Raw genomic sequence first — 17,605 nt, forward strand, 5'->3', positions numbered from 1 at the left:
ATATAATTTTAATTAATTATGTCTTTTATCTAAAAAATTAATATTTTGCCACAACAAAAAATGAATTTATTATTTAAATTCTTTAATTTTAAATAAATCTTTTATGTTAAATTAATAATTGCAAATTATAAATTGAGGCAATTAAATTAAATCTTAAACCAAATCTTTTTCTACGATTACGATATTTTTCTGTCATAATTTTAAATTTTTTAAGAATAGCAAAAATATTTTCAATAATAATTCTCATTTTTGAAACTAGTCTATTATGTTGTTTTTGTGCTTTATTTAAATGGTTTTTCTTTGTTTTCTTTGTAGGTATTAGAACATTATTGTGAATTTTTTGTATTCCTTGATAACCACTATCAACTATTAATTTGGTATTTTTTAAAATTGGGATTTTTGATTCTTTAAATAAAGCATAATCATGTTTTTTCCCAAGTGAAAAACTTGTTGCAATAATTTTTCTGGTTTCTTGTTCGATAATTACTTGTGTTTTAATGGTGTGTTTTTTCTTTTTACCAGAATAAGATTGTTTTTGTCTTTTTTTGGGCGTTGGATTGGAGTTTCGGTAGCATCAATAATAATAGTTTTATCATTAAAATAATCATTTATTAGTGCTTTTTTACCAGCAAGTTGTTGAAAATCAGAGTTTTTAATTAAAATATCTTCAATTCACTTGATATTGCGATAACAATTAGCTTCACTAATTCCGAAATTTTTACCAAGATGAAAATAAGTCTGATATTCTCGTCAATATGATAAAGTCATCAATAATCTATTTTCTAGTGATAATTTATTAGTTTTACCACCTTTTTTAAATTTTTCTATTTCAGCTACTTGTAAAATATCTAACATTTTATTAAAAGTGGATTTTTTTATTCCTGTTAATCTTAACCATTCTTTATCATTAAGAGTATTAAATTTATTATTGTTCATATTTTGATATCCTCATAAATTATATTTTATAAGAATATTTTAATAAAAAAGGTATCGCAAGAAATCTATTCATCAATTATTAGAAATACTAACAGTGCTAATTTAACGGGAAAATAATTTGTTGATGCTTATTTAAAGAAGTTTGGTTTTGTTGGCAAAAAAGTTCAAAAAACTACTAGTTATGAAATTAAAAGTCAATTTTTTCAATTAACGCCTTTTCATTACAAAAAGCAACAACCACATCATTTAATAGTTAAAATGTTACCTTGAACTTATCATCGTAGTAGTTTATATACTTTAGCTAAAGCGGGGAAGTAGCATATTCTACTTCGCAAGGAAGAAAGCTATTTCTTAGTTTTGGATGATCGTTAATTGTTAATTTAGCATTAGTGGTAACATCATTTTTTATTGTTAATTTAGTTTTATTAATTCTTAATAGTCAAGCATTATTTTGTAATGCTAATCCACATCAAGCAATAATTGCTATTGGTATCGTTGCTAGTATTTGTTTTATTTTAGCAATTAGTATTCCGATATATTTTTATATTTGGGCAATGCAACCCGTATATAAGTTTGCGCGATCATTATTAACTGCTAATGAAGCTAAACTAATTAAATGAATTTACTTAGTTCGAATTTTATATTTAATTATTACGACAATTTATGAAACACTAAAAACCGTAGCATATGTTATTGTTAAAATCCATGAAGGTACATAATATTTTATAGTTTATTCTTTTGTTATTTTATTGCATAATAATTTTAGAGAAATTAATTAAGTAAAATCGAGCAGTTCAGGAATGTACTTTGCAATAAAAAAGTTTAATTTTGAAAATAGTTTTTTCTTATATTGATAATCAAAACTATTTTAATTAGTTTTTTTAAATCAATTGAAAGGTAATGAAACATATGGATGAATAATAAAAAAGTTAAAGATAATTAAAAAAAGAGAAAGAGTTCAAAATCAAGAGGCAAAGCAAAAATGCTATGAACAATTAAAACAATAGACTTCTTGCGATACCTTTTTTATTAAAATATTCTTATAAAATATAATTTATGAGGATATCAAAATATGAACAATAATAAATTTAATACTCTTAATGATAAAGAATGGTTAAGATTAACAGGAATAAAAAAATCCACTTTTAATAAAATGTTAGATATTTTACAAGTAGCTGAAATAGAAAAATTTAAAAAAGGTGGTAAAACTAATAAATTATCACTAGAAAATAGATTATTGATGATTTTATCATATTGACGAGAATATCAGACTTATTTTCATCTTGGTAAAAATTTCGGAATTAGTGAAGCTAATTGTTATCGGAATATCAAGTGAATTGAAGATATTTTAATTAAAAACTCTGATTTTCAACAACTTGCTGGTAAAAAAGCACTAATAAATGATTATTTTAATGATAAAACTATTATTATTGATGCTACCGAAACTCCAATCCAACGCTCAAAAAAAGACAAAAACAATCTTATTCTGGTAAAAAGAAAAAACACACCATTAAAACATAATTAATTATCGAACAAGAAACCAGAAAAATTATTGCAACAAGTTTTTCACTTGGGAAAAAACATGATTATGCTTTATTTAAAGAATCAAAAATCTCAATTTTAAAAAATACCAAATTAATAGTTGATAGTGGTTATCAAGGAATACAAAAAATTCACAATAATGTTCTAATACCTACAAAGAAAACAAAGAAAAACCATTTAAATAAAGCACAAAAACAACATAATAGACTAGTTTCAAAAATGAAAATTATTATTGAAAATATTTTTGCTATTCTTAAAAAATTTAAAATTATGACAGAAAAATATCGTAATCGTAGAAAAAGATTTGGTTTAAGATTTAATTTAATTGCCTCAATTTATAATTTGCAATTATTAATTTAACATAAAAGATTTATTTAAAATTAAAGAATTTAAATAATAAATTCATTTTTTGTTGTGGCAAAATATTAATTTTTTAGATAAAAGACATAATTAATTAAAATTATATTTTTCTATTACTGTCTTTTTACAAATATTTGTAATTTTTTTAATAGGTTATGCAAGAAGTCTAATTAAGAAGTGAATTAAAAATAATAAGTAAAAAGCGTAAACAAGAAAATAAGAAAAATGAAAAGAAGTTAATAAAAAAAGCAAAAAAAATCAACAAAGTGAAAAACGAATGTTGAAAAATAGAAAGCAAAAAAAACGAAGTTGAAAATCAATTATAAATATTAATAAATTATTTTTTATTTAGTAGCGATTAATGTTTGCTTAATGTTTCCTATTTAACATTCTTTTATTAGTGTGTTAAAATTAAATAGTTAAATATTAATTATTTAGATATTTGGGAGTATATTAATGAGAAAGAAAAAAAAAGCCCATGAAAAATTGGGAATATTAACAAGAAAAAATAATATTGCTTTAAAAGTACAAGATATTGAATTTAAATATCGTATGAGTTATCCTAATGCGGTAGATGGTGTTAGTTTTAGTATCAATCACGGCGAGTATATAACTATTATTGGTCATAATGGTAGTGGGAAATCAACTTTATCAAAAATTATTATTGGCGTTTTAAAAGCGCAAAAAGGTAGTATTGAAGTATTTGGTAATTTAGTAACTAAAGAAAATAGTCAATTAATTTCGCATAAATTAGGAATTGTTTTTCAAAATCCGGATAATCAATTTATTGGTTCAACAGTTCGTGATGATATTGCTTTTGGTTTAGAAAATAAATGTGTTGACCCAAAATTGATGCCGGATATTATTACGAAATATTCACAAATGGTAGGAATGGAAAGTTATTTAGATCACGAACCATTATTATTATCAGGTGGTCAAAAACAACGCGTAGCGATTGCTTCGGCTTTAGCATTAACTCCAGAATTAATTATTTTTGATGAAGCTACTAGTATGTTAGACCCTAAGGGAAAAAGAGAAGTAAAAGAAATTATGGTGCAATTAAAAGAATCGCGTGAGAAAACAATTATTTCAATTACCCATGATATGGATGAAATTATTAATGCTGATAAGCTATTAGTAATGAATAAAGGAAAAGTTGTTCGTTTTGGTAAACCAGAAGAAATTTTAAAAGAAGTTGATTTTTTAAGAAGTATTCATTTAGATATTCCTTTTATTTTAAAAGTATCTTATGGATTAAAAAAGTATGGTGTTAACATTGATGAAACATTATATGAAGAGGAATTGGTACAACAAATATGTCAAAAAAAATAATTATTGATAATCCATCAAATTTAATTAAATTTAATAATGTTAGTTATATTTATGCTCCTAAAAGTCCATTTCAATTTCAAGCCTTAAAAAATGTTAATCTATGAATAAAGGATTCTATTATTACGGCGGTTGTTGGTTCAACTGGTAGTGGAAAATCAACTTTAATTCAACATATGAATGGATTATTAATTCCAACAGCTGGGCAAATTATTGTTGGTGATTTTCTCATTAAAGCAAAGCAAAGAAAAATTAAAAAGCAAAAATTATTACGAAAATCAGTAGGATTAGTTTTTCAATTTCCAGAATATCAATTATTTGAAGAAACAATTGAAAAAGATATTATGTTTGGTCCTTTAAACTTTGGGATTAAAAAGGATGAAGTCCGACTTAAAGCTGCTAAGTATTTAGAACTTGTGGGATTAGGTCAAGAATATTTAACGCGTTCGCCTTTTGATTTATCTGGTGGTCAAAAAAGAAGAGTAGCAATTGCTGGAATTTTGGCGATTGAAGGTCATACTTTAATTTTAGATGAACCAACAGCTGGGTTAGATCCTGATGGGGAAGAAGAGTTAATGAAGTTATTTTTTAAGTTTAATAAACAAGATAAAAAACGCATTATTCTTGTTACTCATAATATGGATCATGTTTTGCAATATGCCGATGAAGTTGTTGTTTTAAAAAATGGTCAATTGTATCATCAAAGTGATCCCGTTAGTCTTTTTGCTAATGATCAATTAATTAAAGAAATTAATATTGAACCACCAAAAATTTTTCATTTTTTACAAAAGTTAAAAGATAATGGTTTTGATACTAGTAATATCAATGCTCGGACTGTTGAAGATTTAGTAACGCAATTAGCACAAAGAATTAATAGTAAGTAGAAGGAGTTAATTTATGAATATATCATTTGGGCGGTATTTACCATATAATTCTCTTGTTCATCGCCTTGACCCTAGAATTAAAATCCTATCAATAATTGCTTTAATTGCAGCGGTTTTTATTAATACTGGTTTTACAGGTTATATTTTAACAGGAACAGTAATTATTAGTATTTTCTTTATTTCTAAATTACCATTGCGATTATTATTTTCTTTATTTAAGTTTGTTATTTTTGTAACTTTAGTATTATTAGTATTAAATTTCTTTCTTATTAAACCAGAATTTGATGCGGATAAACAACCACGCTGAGAGACAGTGGGTCTCATATATCAACCAGCTAAGTTTAAGATTCTTATTGTGTCTTGAAAAGCGATTTTAACTGCATTATATATTTCTTTAAGAATTTATTTGATGGTTTTAGTAACAACGATTTTGACATCAACAACAAAGCCATTGGATTTAACATTAGCTTTGGAAGATTTAATGTGACCTTTGAAGTTAATTAAAATTCCTGTTCATATTATTTCAATTATCATTTCAATGGCATTAAGAATGTTACCAACTTTATTTGAAGAAGCAATGCGAATTAAAAAAGCACAAGCATCAAGAGGGATGGATTCTAAAAATGGTAAATTTAAAGATAAAATTAAGTCCATTGTTTCTTTAATTATTCCTTTACTAGTATCATCATTTCAAAAAGCTGAGGATATGGCTTATGCAATGGATGCTCGGGGTTATGACCCCCATCAAAAAAGAACGCGATTTCGTCAATATCGGATTGGATTTTTAGATGTATTCATTTTAATTTTAATTCTTTGTTTTTTAGCATTAGTGGTGGTGTTATCTACTAATATTGGTAGTGATTGATTAAATCATTGTGATGTTTGAAAGCCGATGCGTTATGTTGATCAGTTTGTTTGACGCTTAATAGAATATTAAAAATAATGGTTTCTTATTTATTATCCATTAGTTATGATGGTAGCAAATATTGGGGATGGCCCCGTCAAAATAATAAAATTACTGTTGAAGGTTCATTAATGGCAGTTATTACTAGTGCTTTTAATTGTGAGTTTAAAATTCAAGTAGAAAATCGTACCGATAAAAAAGTTCATAGTTATGACCAAAAAGTTAAATTATCATTTAATATTGTCTTAGAACCAAAACAATTACAATGAATTTTAAATAATAAATTACCTAATGATATTTATATTACTAATTGTTGCATTGTTGCTAATGATTTTCATGTGCGAAAAAAATGTGTTTTGAAAACATATCATTAAGACAAATTATTAGTGCTAATTTTTCTAATTTTTCTTTATTAAAAGATAATAGACTTCTTGCATAACCTATTAAAAAAATTACAAATATTTGTAAAAAGACAGTAATAGAAAAATATAATTTTAATTAATTATGTCTTTTATCTAAAAAATTAATATTTTGCCACAACAAAAAACGAATTTATTATTTAAATTCTTTAATTTTAAATAAATCTTTTATGTTAAATTAATAATTGCAAATTATAAATTGAGGCAATTAAATTAAATCTTAAACCAAATCTTTTTCTACGATTACGATATTTTTCTGTCATAATTTTAAATTTTTTAAGAATAGCAAAAATATTTTCAATAATAATTCTCGTTTTTGAAACTAGTCTATTATGTTGTTTTTGTGCTTTATTTAAATGGTTTTTCTTTGTTTTCTTTGTAGGTATTAGAACATTATTGTGAATTTTTTGTATTCCTTGATAACCACTATCAACTATTAATTTGGTATTTTTTAAAATTGGGATTTTTGATTCTTTAAATAAAGCATAATCATGTTTTTTCCCAAGTGAAAAACTTGTTGCAACAATTTTTCTGGTTTCTTGTTCGATAATTACTTGTGTTTTAATGATGTGTTTTTTCTTTTTACCAGAATAAGATTGCTTTTGTCTTTTTTTGGGCGTTGGATTGGAGTTTTGGTAGCATCAATAATAATAGTTTTATCATTAAAATAATCATTTATTAGTGCTTTTTTACCAGCAAGTTGTTGAAAATCAGAGTTTTTAATTAAAATATCTTCAATTCACTTGATATTCCGATAACAATTAGCTTCACTAATTCCGAAATTTTTACCAAGATAAAAATAAGTCTGATATTCTCGTCAATATGATAAAGTCATCAATAATCTATTTTCTAGTGATAATTTATTAGTTTTACCACCTTTTTTAAATTTTTCTATTTCAGCTACTTGTAAAATATCTAACATTTTATTAAAAGTGGATTTTTTTATTCCTGTTAATCTTAACCATTCTTTATCATTAAGAGTATTAAATTTATTATTGTTCATATTTTGATATCCTCATAAATTATATTTTATAAGAATATTTTAATAAAAAAGGTATCGCAAGAAGTCTAATAATTGAAAAAGACAGGAAAACCATTTTTTCAAATTTATTAAATTTATTAAATAATTTTTTTATTTTATTCATAAATTTAGTTCCTAACTAAAATCTTCTTGTTCAATATCACTTGCTTCAACAGTTAATAACATTCGTTGACTAGAACCAATGGAAAATAAGCATGTCCCGGTTGGTGAACTAGCAATTGTTGATTTTTGATATTCATTTAATCTGCCACTTGCTGAAATTAAATTATCATAATCTTGTAAATCGCTCGCTGCTAAATGATGAACAAATTGATATAAACAGTTGTTAATAATTCCTTGGGCTTGGGTTTTAATATTTTTATTTCCCATAAATTCATTGATGTTTTGTGTCATAATATATAAAATTCCGTTATATTTTCGAATTCGTTTTGTCATTTCAAACAAAAAATTTAACGCTAGCGTATTATTTTCATTAATTAATAAGTGGGCTTCATCAATTGCAATACAAATTCATTGTTGCTCTGCAATTGGTAGTGTTTCGTTTTTAGCTTTATTTTGTTTGATAATTTTATCTAAAAACGCTAACATTAAAAATAATTGAGCGTTTTGTCGGTTTTTGTTTGAAGTTAATTCATGGGTATCAAAAACAATTAAATCACTTTTTAGAGACAATGTGCTTATTCCATTTCATAAATGTCCATCAGCACCTTTTGCAAGTTTTCATAAAACATTGTATAAATTTGATTTTGTTTTTTCCTCTTGTTCTTGTTTTTCAATTAAATCAAACAAATGCGAAAGGGTAGGATAATCACTAGCAGTTAACTTATTTAATTCTGTCTTGTCAGTAATTTTAAAATCTTTGTATAGTTTTAAAAGTGTTTGTTGTAATAAACTTAAATCAATATCAGTTAAAGAATAATACAAGATTTTAAATCACTGTTCTAGTAAGGAAATATGTTCTAATAAATCATCTGAAAAAATCTCTAACGGATTTATTCTAGCTTTGTCAGATTTTCCAATAGGAATAATTTCTCCGCCGTAATATTTGGTGAGATTGTGGTATTCGCGTTCGGGGTCAATAATATATAACTTTGTGTTATTACAATATAATCAATTTAATTGCTTTTTAGCGTTAAATGTTTTACCGCTACCCGTCATTCCAACAATAAAAACATTACTACTGTTTCGATAACTATTGCGGTGTTTAATATCAAAACTTATTGGTTCATCAATATCATTCGTCCCTAACAATAACCCTTGCTTGTCATTTAAGGGAGCTATCACAAACGGATAACTACTTGCCAAAGAAATAACGGGCATTTCTTGTCACAATTCAGCGGTGTTTTTAGTATCATGGTTTCAAATAAAATTATATGTTTGTAGTTGTTGAAATTTTAACTCATCGGGTATAAAACTCTTTTTCGTCATTTCACTAATTAACATCGTTCTAATATTATCTAATTCCTTTTTAGTATCGCCAAAACAAGTAAAAATAATTGAAACCATTTTCAAGGTTTCTCCCCCGTTTTGAAACATATTCATTAACTCAGTAAAGTGTTCTAAATATGATTGATATTTGATTTCTTCACTTGTTTTGCTTGTTGTTTGTATTTCAGCGCGGTTAATTGCACTATCAAGTAATTTTAAAGCTTCTTGTTCGGAAATATGATGAACTTTAATATTGACATTAACATTACTTAAATTTGTAAGAAAACCCAGTCAAGTATCGGGCACCAACAACGGATATTGGGATATAGTTAAATAAGAAATAAATTGTTTATCTATTGCAACATAATTAGAAAATTGTCTAATTTTTTGTGGTTTATCAACAATATTATTTGTTGGAATAATTTTTCGTTGAACTAATAAACTTGTTTCTTCAAAAGTTGCTTTGATAAATTTAATGTTATTATCATGTTCATTAATAATATAACGGAGTTTTTGATTTACCAAAGTAACATTATTTCCGTTAATTATTAAAAAGTAAACTGTTTTTAATTTTTGATTATTAGACTTCTTGCGATACCTTTTTTATTAAAATATTCTTATAAAATATAATTTATGAGGATATCAAAATATGAACAATAATAAATTTAATACTCTTAATGATAAAGAATGGTTAAGATTAACAGGAATAAAAAAATCCACTTTTAATAAAATGTTAGATATTTTACAAGTAGCTGAAATAGAAAAATTTAAAAAAGGTGGTAAAACTAATAAATTATCACTAGAAAATAGATTATTGATGACTTTATCATATTGACGAGAATATCAGACTTATTTTCATCTTGGTAAAAATTTCGGAATTAGTGAATCTAATTGTTATCGGAATATCAAGTGAATTGAAGATATTTTAATTAAAAACTCTGATTTTCAACAACTTGCTGGTAAAAAAGCACTAATAAATGATTATTTTAATGATAAAACTATTATTATTGATGCTACCGAAACTCCAATCCAACGCCCAAAAAAAGACAAAAACAATCTTATTCTGGTAAAAAGAAAAAACACACCATTAAAACACAAGTAATTATCGAACAAGAAACCAGAAAAATTATTGCAACAAGTTTTTCACTTGGGAAAAAACATGATTATGCTTTATTTAAAGAATCAAAAATCCCAATTTTAAAAAATACCAAATTAATAGTTGATAGTGGTTATCAAGGAATACAAAAAATTCACAATAATGTTCTAATACCTACAAAGAAAACAAAGAAAAACCATTTAAATAAAGCACAAAAACAACATAATAGACTAGTTTCAAAAATGAGAATTATTATTGAAAATATTTTTGCTATTCTTAAAAAATTTAAAATTATGACAGAAAAATATCGTAATCGTAGAAAAAGATTTGGTTTAAGATTTAATTTAATTGCCTCAATTTATAATTTGCAATTATTAATTTAACATAAAAGATTTATTTAAAATTAAAGAATTTAAATAATAAATTCGTTTTTTGTTGTGGCAAAATATTAATTTTTTAGATAAAAGACATAATTAATTAAAATTATATTTTTCTATTACTGTCTTTTTACAAATATTTGTAATTTTTTTAATAGGTTATGCAAGAAGTCTATTATATTGTAAATACAAAAATCAATTTTTTCAGTTTTTTAACTGCGTTTTTTTAAATTCAGTTTTTTCTTTATTTAAAAAATTATCAATATGTTGAATTTGGTGGTTAAATTCATAAGGGGCTTGGATTTTACAAATTTCAAAATCAATATCTATTGTTTTAAAAATACTAGCTAATTTATAAATGGGAATATCACGCTCTTGTTGATTAGCCAATGATATATCTCTTGCTTCAATACGATATACAATCGCAATTTTGTTTTCAAAATTAATAATATTATCTTCAATTTTTTTAATTTTACTTATTTTTAAAACATCATTATTATGTTTTTTAACAAAAATATATTTGAATGCAATTCAAATAGCATTATATAACTTAGTACCATTTTAGTCGGAAACATTAAAATTAAACTTGTTAATCACATAAAAATAGTAATAATAACACTAGCAATTAGTTGATATTTAAATAAAAAAGAAAATATCAATGCTGTAATAAAAAAATCAATTACTATGATTGCAATTTCTACTTTTCCAATTCCGCCAAGAGCATTGGAAATACTAAAACGAATTTTACTTGCTCGTTTTGTGATAATGCGTGTTTTGTTGCCGTCCACAGTTATTCGTCTCCCTTATTGCTCAACGTTTCTTAGTTAATTTTGTTCTTTTTTACTTGTTTTGCATCATTCTTTTTGAAACAAATTGACTAAAAATTGACCTTGTCAAATTTCGCTTTTGACATGTATTTTAGCCTTATTGTCATATATTCAAATAATATATTAGACTTCTTGCGATACCTTTTTTATTAAAATATTCTTATAAAATATAATTTATGAGGATATCAAAATATGAACAATAATAAATTTAATACTCTTAATGATAAAGAATGGTTAAGAATAACAGGAATAAAAAAATCCACTTTTAATAAAATGTTAGATATTTTACAAGTAGCTGAAATAGAAAAATTTAAAAAAGGTGGTAAAACTAATAAATTATCACTAGAAAATAGATTATTGATGACTTTATCATATTGACGAGAATATCAGACTTATTTTCATCTTGGTAAAAATTTCGGAATTAGTGAAGCTAATTGTTATCGGAATATCAAGTGAATTGAAGATATTTTAATTAAAAACTCTGATTTTCAACAACTTGCTGGTAAAAAAGCACTAATAAATGATTATTTTAATGATAAAACTATTATTATTGATGCTACCGAAACTCCAATCCAACGCCCAAAAAAAGACAAAAACAATCTTATTCTGGTAAAAAGAAAAAACACACCATTAAAACACAAGTAATTATCGAACAAGAAACCAGAAAAATTATTGCAACAAGTTTTTCACTTGGGAAAAAACATGATTATGCTTTATTTAAAGAATCAAAAATCCCAATTTTAAAAAATACCAAATTAATAGTTGATAGTGGTTATCAAGGAATACAAAAAATTCACAATAATGTTCTAATACCTACAAAGAAAACAAAGAAAAACCATTTAAATAAAGCACAAAAACAACATAATAGACTAGTTTCAAAAATGAGAATTATTATTGAAAATATTTTTGCTATTCTTAAAAAATTTAAAATTATGACAGAAAAATATCGTAATCGTAGAAAAAGATTTGGTTTAAGATTTAATTTAATTGCCTCAATTTATAATTTGCAATTATTAATTTAACATAAAAGATTTATTTAAAATTAAAGAATTTAAATAATAAATTCATTTTTTGTTGTGGCAAAATATTAATTTTTTAGATAAAAGACATAATTAATTAAAATTATATTTTTCTATTACTGTCTTTTTACAAATATTTGTAATTTTTTTAATAGGTTATGCAAGAAGTCTATTCATCATTCGCCTTTATGCCAACGGCAAGCGATTTGTCTTTTCGTGAACCATGAATACATTTTTTACTAATCCAAACTGACAAACCCTTATGAAAAGGAATAGAAAATAAATTTTCTTTCTCAGTTTCTCGTTTGAGTTTACGGTGTGCCATAATGTTTACTGTTATTCAATCACTGTGTTTAATTGCCATATTTCTTGCCTTTAAATGCGTTGCAGACAATGATTGCAAAATTATTTATCATTAAATCATTGATTGATTTTTGCAGTGGCTTTGGTGTTTCCTTTGACATAATCGCCCGTGAATGCAGTTTTCATTTGTGCTTTAGCAATATTTTTAAAACCGTAGTCTTTGGCACCTTGATGAATGGCACGAGCAAACCCTAATCCACTAGCAGTTTTTTTACTTAAACTATAACTTGTTCTTACTCCACTCGTAACCATTACTCCACCAGACATAAAGGCACTGGTTGCTACTTTTAACCCCATAATGTTGCCAACCCCATCACCCAATGATGTATTACCACCCATAAGCGATGACAATAATTGTGGTGATTTGACAACCACAATGCCAAAAGCAAAAACTCCTAGTAAAGTAAAAATTGGTCTTGTAGTTGGGTCGGGGATTGCATTTCCGATTTCAGCAAAAACCGTAATACTTCATAAAAACAAACTATACGCTAAAAAAACCATATTAAAACTCAGAAAGCGAGCAACAGCTAATTCTTTTCAGTTTCTAAATCTTCGCCCCTCATGTTGGATTGCCGACACAATCACAATTGGCGATAAAACATAAAGAATTAATAGTTCGGCAGTTCGTCAAAATAAAAATAAACTAATTAATAAAAAGATATATATCATAAAGCCCTCTGAAAACAAACACATCAAATAATTAAAATGCCCGCTATCGGCAAATGTTCAACTCGCTGGCACATAATCAAAATTGTGCATTCCGTTATCAAATGAAGAATTGAAAATAAACAAGCCGATATTTTGCATATTAAAATTAGTTGCTTGCATAATTGCTTGGGTTAACAAATTAACAATAATATTTAAAGTGAAAAAAATAATTGGGATTGTGGGAATAGCTATAAATAATAAAATCATATTTCGTAATGTTGATTTTAACTTAATGTTTTTTTCATCAGCCAACATTATTTCAATCATTTGTCCAGCAAGCAACAACGCTAATATTATTCCGGCAATAGCAACCATTACAATAAATAACATTGGCGCGCCATTAGGATTATTATTTTCAAAAAGCAAACGATTTGCTAAATTTCCGCCCGACATAAAATAAATTATGTCTTGAAATTTATTTAAAAGCCAAAGCAATGGTTTAATGAAAATAAGATATAAAATAGCAAACACCGCATTCATAATTGAACTTAACAGTCAACTCGGTGCGTCGCTACCGCTATCACTAGCTAGTTGACTGCTCTTTATCAGTAATTCAGACGCATGTGCATGTGCAGTAGTAAAATTATTTATTGTGTCAGGAACAAAAATAGCCATAATCGCAGCAATAATTACCACAATAATAACTGCTATTAACATCAAGGGCAAGAATGTTATAATAAGAAACATCGCCATTTTCTTAATTACATTGTTAACAATAGCTATGATGTTATTTATTGATGTTGGTTTGATTTTTGCTGATTTGCCAACGATGAAAGGATTTTTTAATCCTTTTTTCTTTTGTAACATTTTTCCCACCTTTAACTAATTCCTAAAATAACATCTTTTAAACCTAAAACAAGTGAACTTGCTAAAATCACAATTCCCAAACAAAAGCCGACTCATGTGATGCGAGCAATGGTTTCTTTGCGTTGTTCGGCGTTTTTGGCAAATTTACCACCAATTCCATAATAAGCAACCATAATAATGGCAATTACTGCCGCTAAACTAATTAGCATTGGCATGCCAACGGAAATGATTTTGTTGCCGATTTCTTGTAAATTACTTGTTGTTGCTGGAAACATCATATTTTTCTCCTCCTTTATTTTTCGCCTTTTCGTTTGGCTTCTTCTTCGGCTTCGTCGGCTTTCATTTGGGCGATGTCTTTGGCTGTTTGTTCAGCAAATGCTTTCGCTTTTTTCTTGCGGATTGGTTCTAAAATCAGCGGCGTCACGACAAATTTTTTAAATAGTCACCCAAGAAGTAACAATCCTGATAAAGTCCCAACAATAATTCCAATAATCGCTCATCCCGTTATTCCCTTTTGGTTATTATTAGACGGGTTACTATTTGCTGTTTGTGGGTTAAAACTGTTAGCGTTTTCTGAACCATTAGCTTGTGGCGGTCAAGTTTGGCTTTCGACAAATAAGTTATTTATTTGCCGAGCAGAAGCACCGCGAATATTATCATGGCCATTGGCTTTGGCTCATTCTTCAAATTGTTTGCCATTATCAGTATCAAAATAGTTGGTGATGGCTTGTTTAGGAGCTATTTGTAAATAGATGTTTTTAGTGTGCCCTAAGTTGTCCGATAATTCCACAACATATTGACCATTACTGGTTGCTAACTGTGAACCATCCAGTTTAATCCCATTTGTTTCATCAATGGTACTCGATTGGGATGTTTTGTTTCATTGCGCATTGCAACCATACACCGCCCCCGTCATGACACTGCTTGTTGTGGGTTTTTTTAAGGGTGATGGTACTTTCACTATTTGCGTAATAAAAAGTCTGCGTGGCGTTGGTGATTGTGCTAGGATCAATTTGACCCACATAATCTTGCACAACTATGGCTTCGGTTGATGTTGGTTTTAAATCAATTTTTAAATCAACAATGGTTGCTGGGACAACATTATAGATTACCTCAACCGAACCGGCATAACTTGTACTGTCTGGTTTTGCCGTTAAAGTTGCTTTGTTGTTTTCCTTGTTAGTAATTTCCAGTTGTGAAAAATCAACTTGAAGCGAATTTTTTTGAGTAATTGCCGAGATGATAGTATTGTCGTTGTTATCTAAAATATTTGCTAGATTATTTTCATCACCAAATTTAATCACATCACTTAAATTTTCTTTGATAATTGGTGCTGGGGCATCAATTTTCGCCTGCATCCAGACCGTAATTTCACTAGTGTATGGTTTTCCATCCAAAGTAAAATTTACTTGTAAATGATGGTCTCTGGGTGCGGTTTCAGGTTTAACATTGATGGTTCAGTTTTTATTTGTTTGGGGTTGTAAAACATTGTCAAAAACAACTTTATCAATGTTTGGGTTAGCAATCGCAATGTTTAACGCTCCATCAACCGTAATTAAGTCGCTTCGCGTTCAAGTCGTAGTTTTTGTGCTATCCACTAAAGTAAACTGACTTTGTTGTTTTAATCACTCTAATGATTGAAAAGGGGGTATTTCCGCTGAGAATGAAGTTATACGGTAATAATTACTATATTTTCCAAATAAAATTTTAACATTAGAAATTTCACCAACAAAATAATTATCTACTTCATAAATTTCATCATCTAAACGATAATCATTTATTTTTTTATGAGTACCATTCTGTTTATAAAAATTAATTATTTCTCTTGTTTTTTGCTCAAGCGGTAAAAAAAATTGTTTTTGTGATAACAAATTGTTCGGCAATAAAATATCACTTTTAGTAAAATCAAGAATAAACTCATCATCAATTAAAATTAAAACACTATTTTGAATACTATCAAACTCTAACCTACAACTATTTCCACATTGATTAGGATTGGTTTTTCGTTTAGATTTTTCTGCTGTTGTGTTGGCAAGCAACGGAGCAGGAACGCTTGCGGTTAAAGTTGATATTGTTAATAAACTGAGTAATTTTTTCATACTAATTAATTTCCTCTCGTGAATTTTATATTAGACTTCTTGCGATACCTTTTTTATTAAAATATTCTTATAAAATATAATTTATGAGGATATCAAAATATGAAAAATAATAAATTTAATACTCTTAATGATAAAGAATGGTTAAGATTAACAGGAATAAAAAAATCCACTTTTAATAAAATGTTAGATATTTTACAAGTAGCTGAAATAGAAAAATTTAAAAAAGGTGGTAAAACTAATAAATTATCACTAGAAAATAGATTATTGATGACTTTATCATATTGACGAGAATATCAGACTTATTTTCATCTTGGTAAAAATTTCGGAATTAGTGAAGCTAATTGTTATCGGAATATCAAGTGAATTGAAGATATTTTAATTAAAAACTCTGATTTTCAACAACTTGCTGGTAAAAAAGCACTAATAAATGATTATTTTAATGATAAAACTATTATTATTGATGCTACCGAAACTCCAATCCAACGCCCAAAAAAAGACAAAAACAATCTTATTCTGGTAAAAAGAAAAAACACACCATTAAAACACAAGTAATTATCGAACAAGAAACCAGAAAAATTATTGCAACAAGTTTTTCACTTGGGAAAAAACATGATTATGCTTTATTTAAAGAATCAAAAATCTCAATTTTAAAAAATACCAAATTAATAGTTGATAGTGGTTATCAAGGAATACAAAAAATTCACAATAATGTTCTAATACCTACAAAGAAAACAAAGAAAAACCATTTAAATAAAGCACAAAAACAACATAATAGACTAGTTTCAAAAATGAGAATTATTATTGAAAATATTTTTGCTATTCTTAAAAAATTTAAAATTATGACAGAAAAATATCGTAATCGTAGAAAAAGATTTGGTTTAAGATTTAATTTAATTGCCTCAATTTATAATTTGCAATTATTAATTTAACATAAAAGATTTATTTAAAATTAAAGAATTTAAATAATAAATTCATTTTTTGTTGTGGCAAAATATTAATTTTTTAGATAAAAGACATAATTAATTAAAATTATATTTTTCTATTACTGTCTTTTTACAAATATTTGTAATTTTTTAATAGGTTATGCAAGAAGTCTATTAAAAAATTAACTATTCTGAATGAACTCCTCATCAGTCATCATTTGACGGTCAATATGAATCTCTATTAGTACGAATTATTAATCCTTTGTTTACATCTTTTTCAAAAGTTTTTCTAATTTCTTCAAAATTATCAACAAAAACATTTGTAATAATTGTCAAATCACGATCACTTATATAATCAGAGTTGTTGTTATCGCCAGAATTATTTTCTTTTTTAAATTGATTTATTGTTTTAAAAATTTTATTAAATAAAGCATCACGACTATTTGGGTGAGTATCTTTGAAAAAAATTATATCGTTTAATTCAACTTTATCAATTTGTAAAATTAAACGATTATGACATAGAAAACAATAATCATTTTCTA

Annotated in this window: 22 protein-coding genes and 1 pseudogene; 12 read left to right on the top strand and 11 right to left on the bottom strand. The window is 26.1% G+C overall.

All coding sequences use genetic code 4. The features are described from left to right. Positions 1–106: 106 nt before the first annotated feature. Together AACK86_RS06740 and AACK86_RS06745 are read right to left on the bottom strand one after the other, a co-directional pair. Positions 107–499 (bottom strand): transposase family protein, encoded by a 393-nt coding sequence (locus AACK86_RS06740; protein ID WP_422398306.1) that lies wholly within the window; start codon positions 497–499, stop codon positions 107–109. Beyond that, on the bottom strand, positions 484–936 hold the full coding sequence (locus AACK86_RS06745; RefSeq protein ID WP_338982632.1) for a transposase family protein: 453 nt from the start codon (positions 934–936) through the stop codon (positions 484–486). Before AACK86_RS06745 ends, AACK86_RS06740 begins: the two co-directional genes overlap by 16 nt. A gap of 389 nt (positions 937–1,325) precedes the next feature. Between AACK86_RS06745 and AACK86_RS01010 the strand changes: the two genes are divergently transcribed. From AACK86_RS01010 to AACK86_RS01035, 7 genes are all read left to right on the top strand, one after another. Next, entirely contained in the window at positions 1,326–1,655 is a 330-nt protein-coding gene (locus tag AACK86_RS01010; protein WP_338982111.1) for a hypothetical protein, read from the top strand. 353 nt (positions 1,656–2,008) lie between these two features. Further along, positions 2,009–2,461, top strand: coding sequence for a transposase family protein (locus tag AACK86_RS06750; RefSeq protein ID WP_422398257.1), 453 nt, complete (start codon positions 2,009–2,011; stop codon positions 2,459–2,461). 26 nt (positions 2,462–2,487) lie between these two features. Further along, on the top strand, positions 2,488–2,838 hold the full coding sequence (locus tag AACK86_RS06755; RefSeq protein WP_422398313.1) for a transposase family protein: 351 nt from the start codon (positions 2,488–2,490) through the stop codon (positions 2,836–2,838). A 456-nt stretch (positions 2,839–3,294) separates the two neighbouring features. After that, a complete protein-coding gene (locus AACK86_RS01020) occupies positions 3,295–4,170 on the top strand; it encodes an energy-coupling factor transporter ATPase (RefSeq protein ID WP_338982112.1) in 876 nt (291 codons plus the stop codon). Beyond that, complete coding sequence (locus AACK86_RS01025) at positions 4,155–5,051, top strand: energy-coupling factor transporter ATPase (protein WP_338982113.1); 897 nt, start codon at positions 4,155–4,157, stop codon at positions 5,049–5,051. Before AACK86_RS01020 ends, AACK86_RS01025 begins: the two co-directional genes overlap by 16 nt. Before the next feature lie 13 nt (positions 5,052–5,064). Continuing rightward, entirely contained in the window at positions 5,065–5,988 is a 924-nt protein-coding gene (locus AACK86_RS01030; RefSeq protein ID WP_338982114.1) for an energy-coupling factor transporter transmembrane protein EcfT, read from the top strand. A gap of 5 nt (positions 5,989–5,993) precedes the next feature. Continuing rightward, positions 5,994–6,329 carry a hypothetical protein gene (locus AACK86_RS01035; protein WP_338982115.1) on the top strand — a complete coding sequence of 112 codons (336 nt, stop codon included), beginning with the start codon at positions 5,994–5,996 and terminating at the stop codon, positions 6,327–6,329. 218 nt (positions 6,330–6,547) lie between these two features. On the opposite strand, the pseudogene AACK86_RS01040 reads toward AACK86_RS01035, so the two are convergent. Both AACK86_RS01040 and AACK86_RS01045 read right to left on the bottom strand, forming a co-directional pair. Then, positions 6,548–7,377, bottom strand: a pseudogene (locus tag AACK86_RS01040) (IS5 family transposase). 153 nt (positions 7,378–7,530) lie between these two features. Then, positions 7,531–9,369: a VirB4 family type IV secretion system protein gene (locus AACK86_RS01045; protein ID WP_338982117.1), complete on the bottom strand. Its 1,839-nt coding sequence runs from the start codon at positions 9,367–9,369 to the stop codon at positions 7,531–7,533. 124 nt (positions 9,370–9,493) lie between these two features. Here AACK86_RS01045 and AACK86_RS01050 point away from each other — a divergent pair. Next, positions 9,494–10,323 (top strand): IS5 family transposase gene (locus tag AACK86_RS01050; protein ID WP_338982118.1). Its coding sequence is split into 2 segments (ribosomal slippage): positions 9,494–9,890 and positions 9,890–10,323, totalling 831 coding nucleotides; the frame shifts between segments, so codons are not numbered across the junction. Positions 10,324–10,476: 153 nt separating this feature from the next. Here the strand turns inward: AACK86_RS01050 and AACK86_RS01055 are convergent. Next, on the bottom strand, positions 10,477–10,707 hold the full coding sequence (locus AACK86_RS01055; protein WP_338982119.1) for a hypothetical protein: 231 nt from the start codon (positions 10,705–10,707) through the stop codon (positions 10,477–10,479). 629 nt (positions 10,708–11,336) lie between these two features. On the opposite strand from AACK86_RS01055, the gene AACK86_RS06760 reads away from it, so the two are divergent. Both AACK86_RS06760 and AACK86_RS06765 read left to right on the top strand, forming a co-directional pair. After that, on the top strand, positions 11,337–11,789 hold the full coding sequence (locus AACK86_RS06760) for a transposase family protein (RefSeq protein WP_422398258.1): 453 nt from the start codon (positions 11,337–11,339) through the stop codon (positions 11,787–11,789). Continuing rightward, complete coding sequence (locus AACK86_RS06765; RefSeq protein WP_422398306.1) at positions 11,774–12,166, top strand: transposase family protein; 393 nt, start codon at positions 11,774–11,776, stop codon at positions 12,164–12,166. The genes AACK86_RS06760 and AACK86_RS06765 overlap by 16 nt, the downstream gene beginning before the upstream one ends. A 166-nt stretch (positions 12,167–12,332) precedes the next feature. Here the strand turns inward: AACK86_RS06765 and AACK86_RS01065 are convergent, their stop codons facing one another. The 5 genes from AACK86_RS01065 to AACK86_RS01085 form a co-directional block, all read right to left on the bottom strand. Further along, complete coding sequence (locus AACK86_RS01065; RefSeq protein ID WP_338982121.1) at positions 12,333–12,488, bottom strand: hypothetical protein; 156 nt, start codon at positions 12,486–12,488, stop codon at positions 12,333–12,335. Between the two features lie 80 nt (positions 12,489–12,568). Then, positions 12,569–14,041 carry an Mbov_0396 family ICE element transmembrane protein gene (locus AACK86_RS01070; protein WP_338982122.1) on the bottom strand — a complete coding sequence of 491 codons (1,473 nt, stop codon included), beginning with the start codon at positions 14,039–14,041 and terminating at the stop codon, positions 12,569–12,571. 11 nt (positions 14,042–14,052) lie between these two features. Then, a complete protein-coding gene (locus tag AACK86_RS01075) occupies positions 14,053–14,319 on the bottom strand; it encodes an Mbov_0395 family pilin-like conjugal transfer protein (RefSeq protein ID WP_338982123.1) in 267 nt (88 codons plus the stop codon). 14 nt (positions 14,320–14,333) lie between these two features. Beyond that, positions 14,334–14,957: a hypothetical protein gene (locus tag AACK86_RS01080; RefSeq protein ID WP_338982124.1), complete on the bottom strand. Its 624-nt coding sequence runs from the start codon at positions 14,955–14,957 to the stop codon at positions 14,334–14,336. Continuing rightward, positions 14,875–16,140, bottom strand: coding sequence for a hypothetical protein (locus AACK86_RS01085; protein ID WP_338982125.1), 1,266 nt, complete (start codon positions 16,138–16,140; stop codon positions 14,875–14,877). Before AACK86_RS01085 ends, AACK86_RS01080 begins: the two co-directional genes overlap by 83 nt. 99 nt (positions 16,141–16,239) lie before the next feature. On the opposite strand from AACK86_RS01085, the gene AACK86_RS06770 reads away from it, so the two are divergent. Then, positions 16,240–16,692 carry a transposase family protein gene (locus AACK86_RS06770; protein ID WP_422398243.1) on the top strand — a complete coding sequence of 151 codons (453 nt, stop codon included), beginning with the start codon at positions 16,240–16,242 and terminating at the stop codon, positions 16,690–16,692. Further along, positions 16,677–17,069 carry a transposase family protein gene (locus AACK86_RS06775; RefSeq protein WP_338982644.1) on the top strand — a complete coding sequence of 131 codons (393 nt, stop codon included), beginning with the start codon at positions 16,677–16,679 and terminating at the stop codon, positions 17,067–17,069. Before AACK86_RS06770 ends, AACK86_RS06775 begins: the two co-directional genes overlap by 16 nt. Positions 17,070–17,249: 180 nt before the next feature. Here AACK86_RS06775 and AACK86_RS01095 read toward each other — a convergent pair whose 3' ends face one another. Then, positions 17,250–17,399, bottom strand: coding sequence for a hypothetical protein (locus tag AACK86_RS01095; protein WP_338982126.1), 150 nt, complete (start codon positions 17,397–17,399; stop codon positions 17,250–17,252). Positions 17,400–17,605 lie beyond the last annotated feature (206 nt).

The organism is Spiroplasma endosymbiont of Eupeodes luniger (assembly GCF_964019525.1).
Classification (GTDB): Bacteria; Bacillota_I; Bacilli_A; order Mycoplasmatales; family Nriv7; genus Nriv7.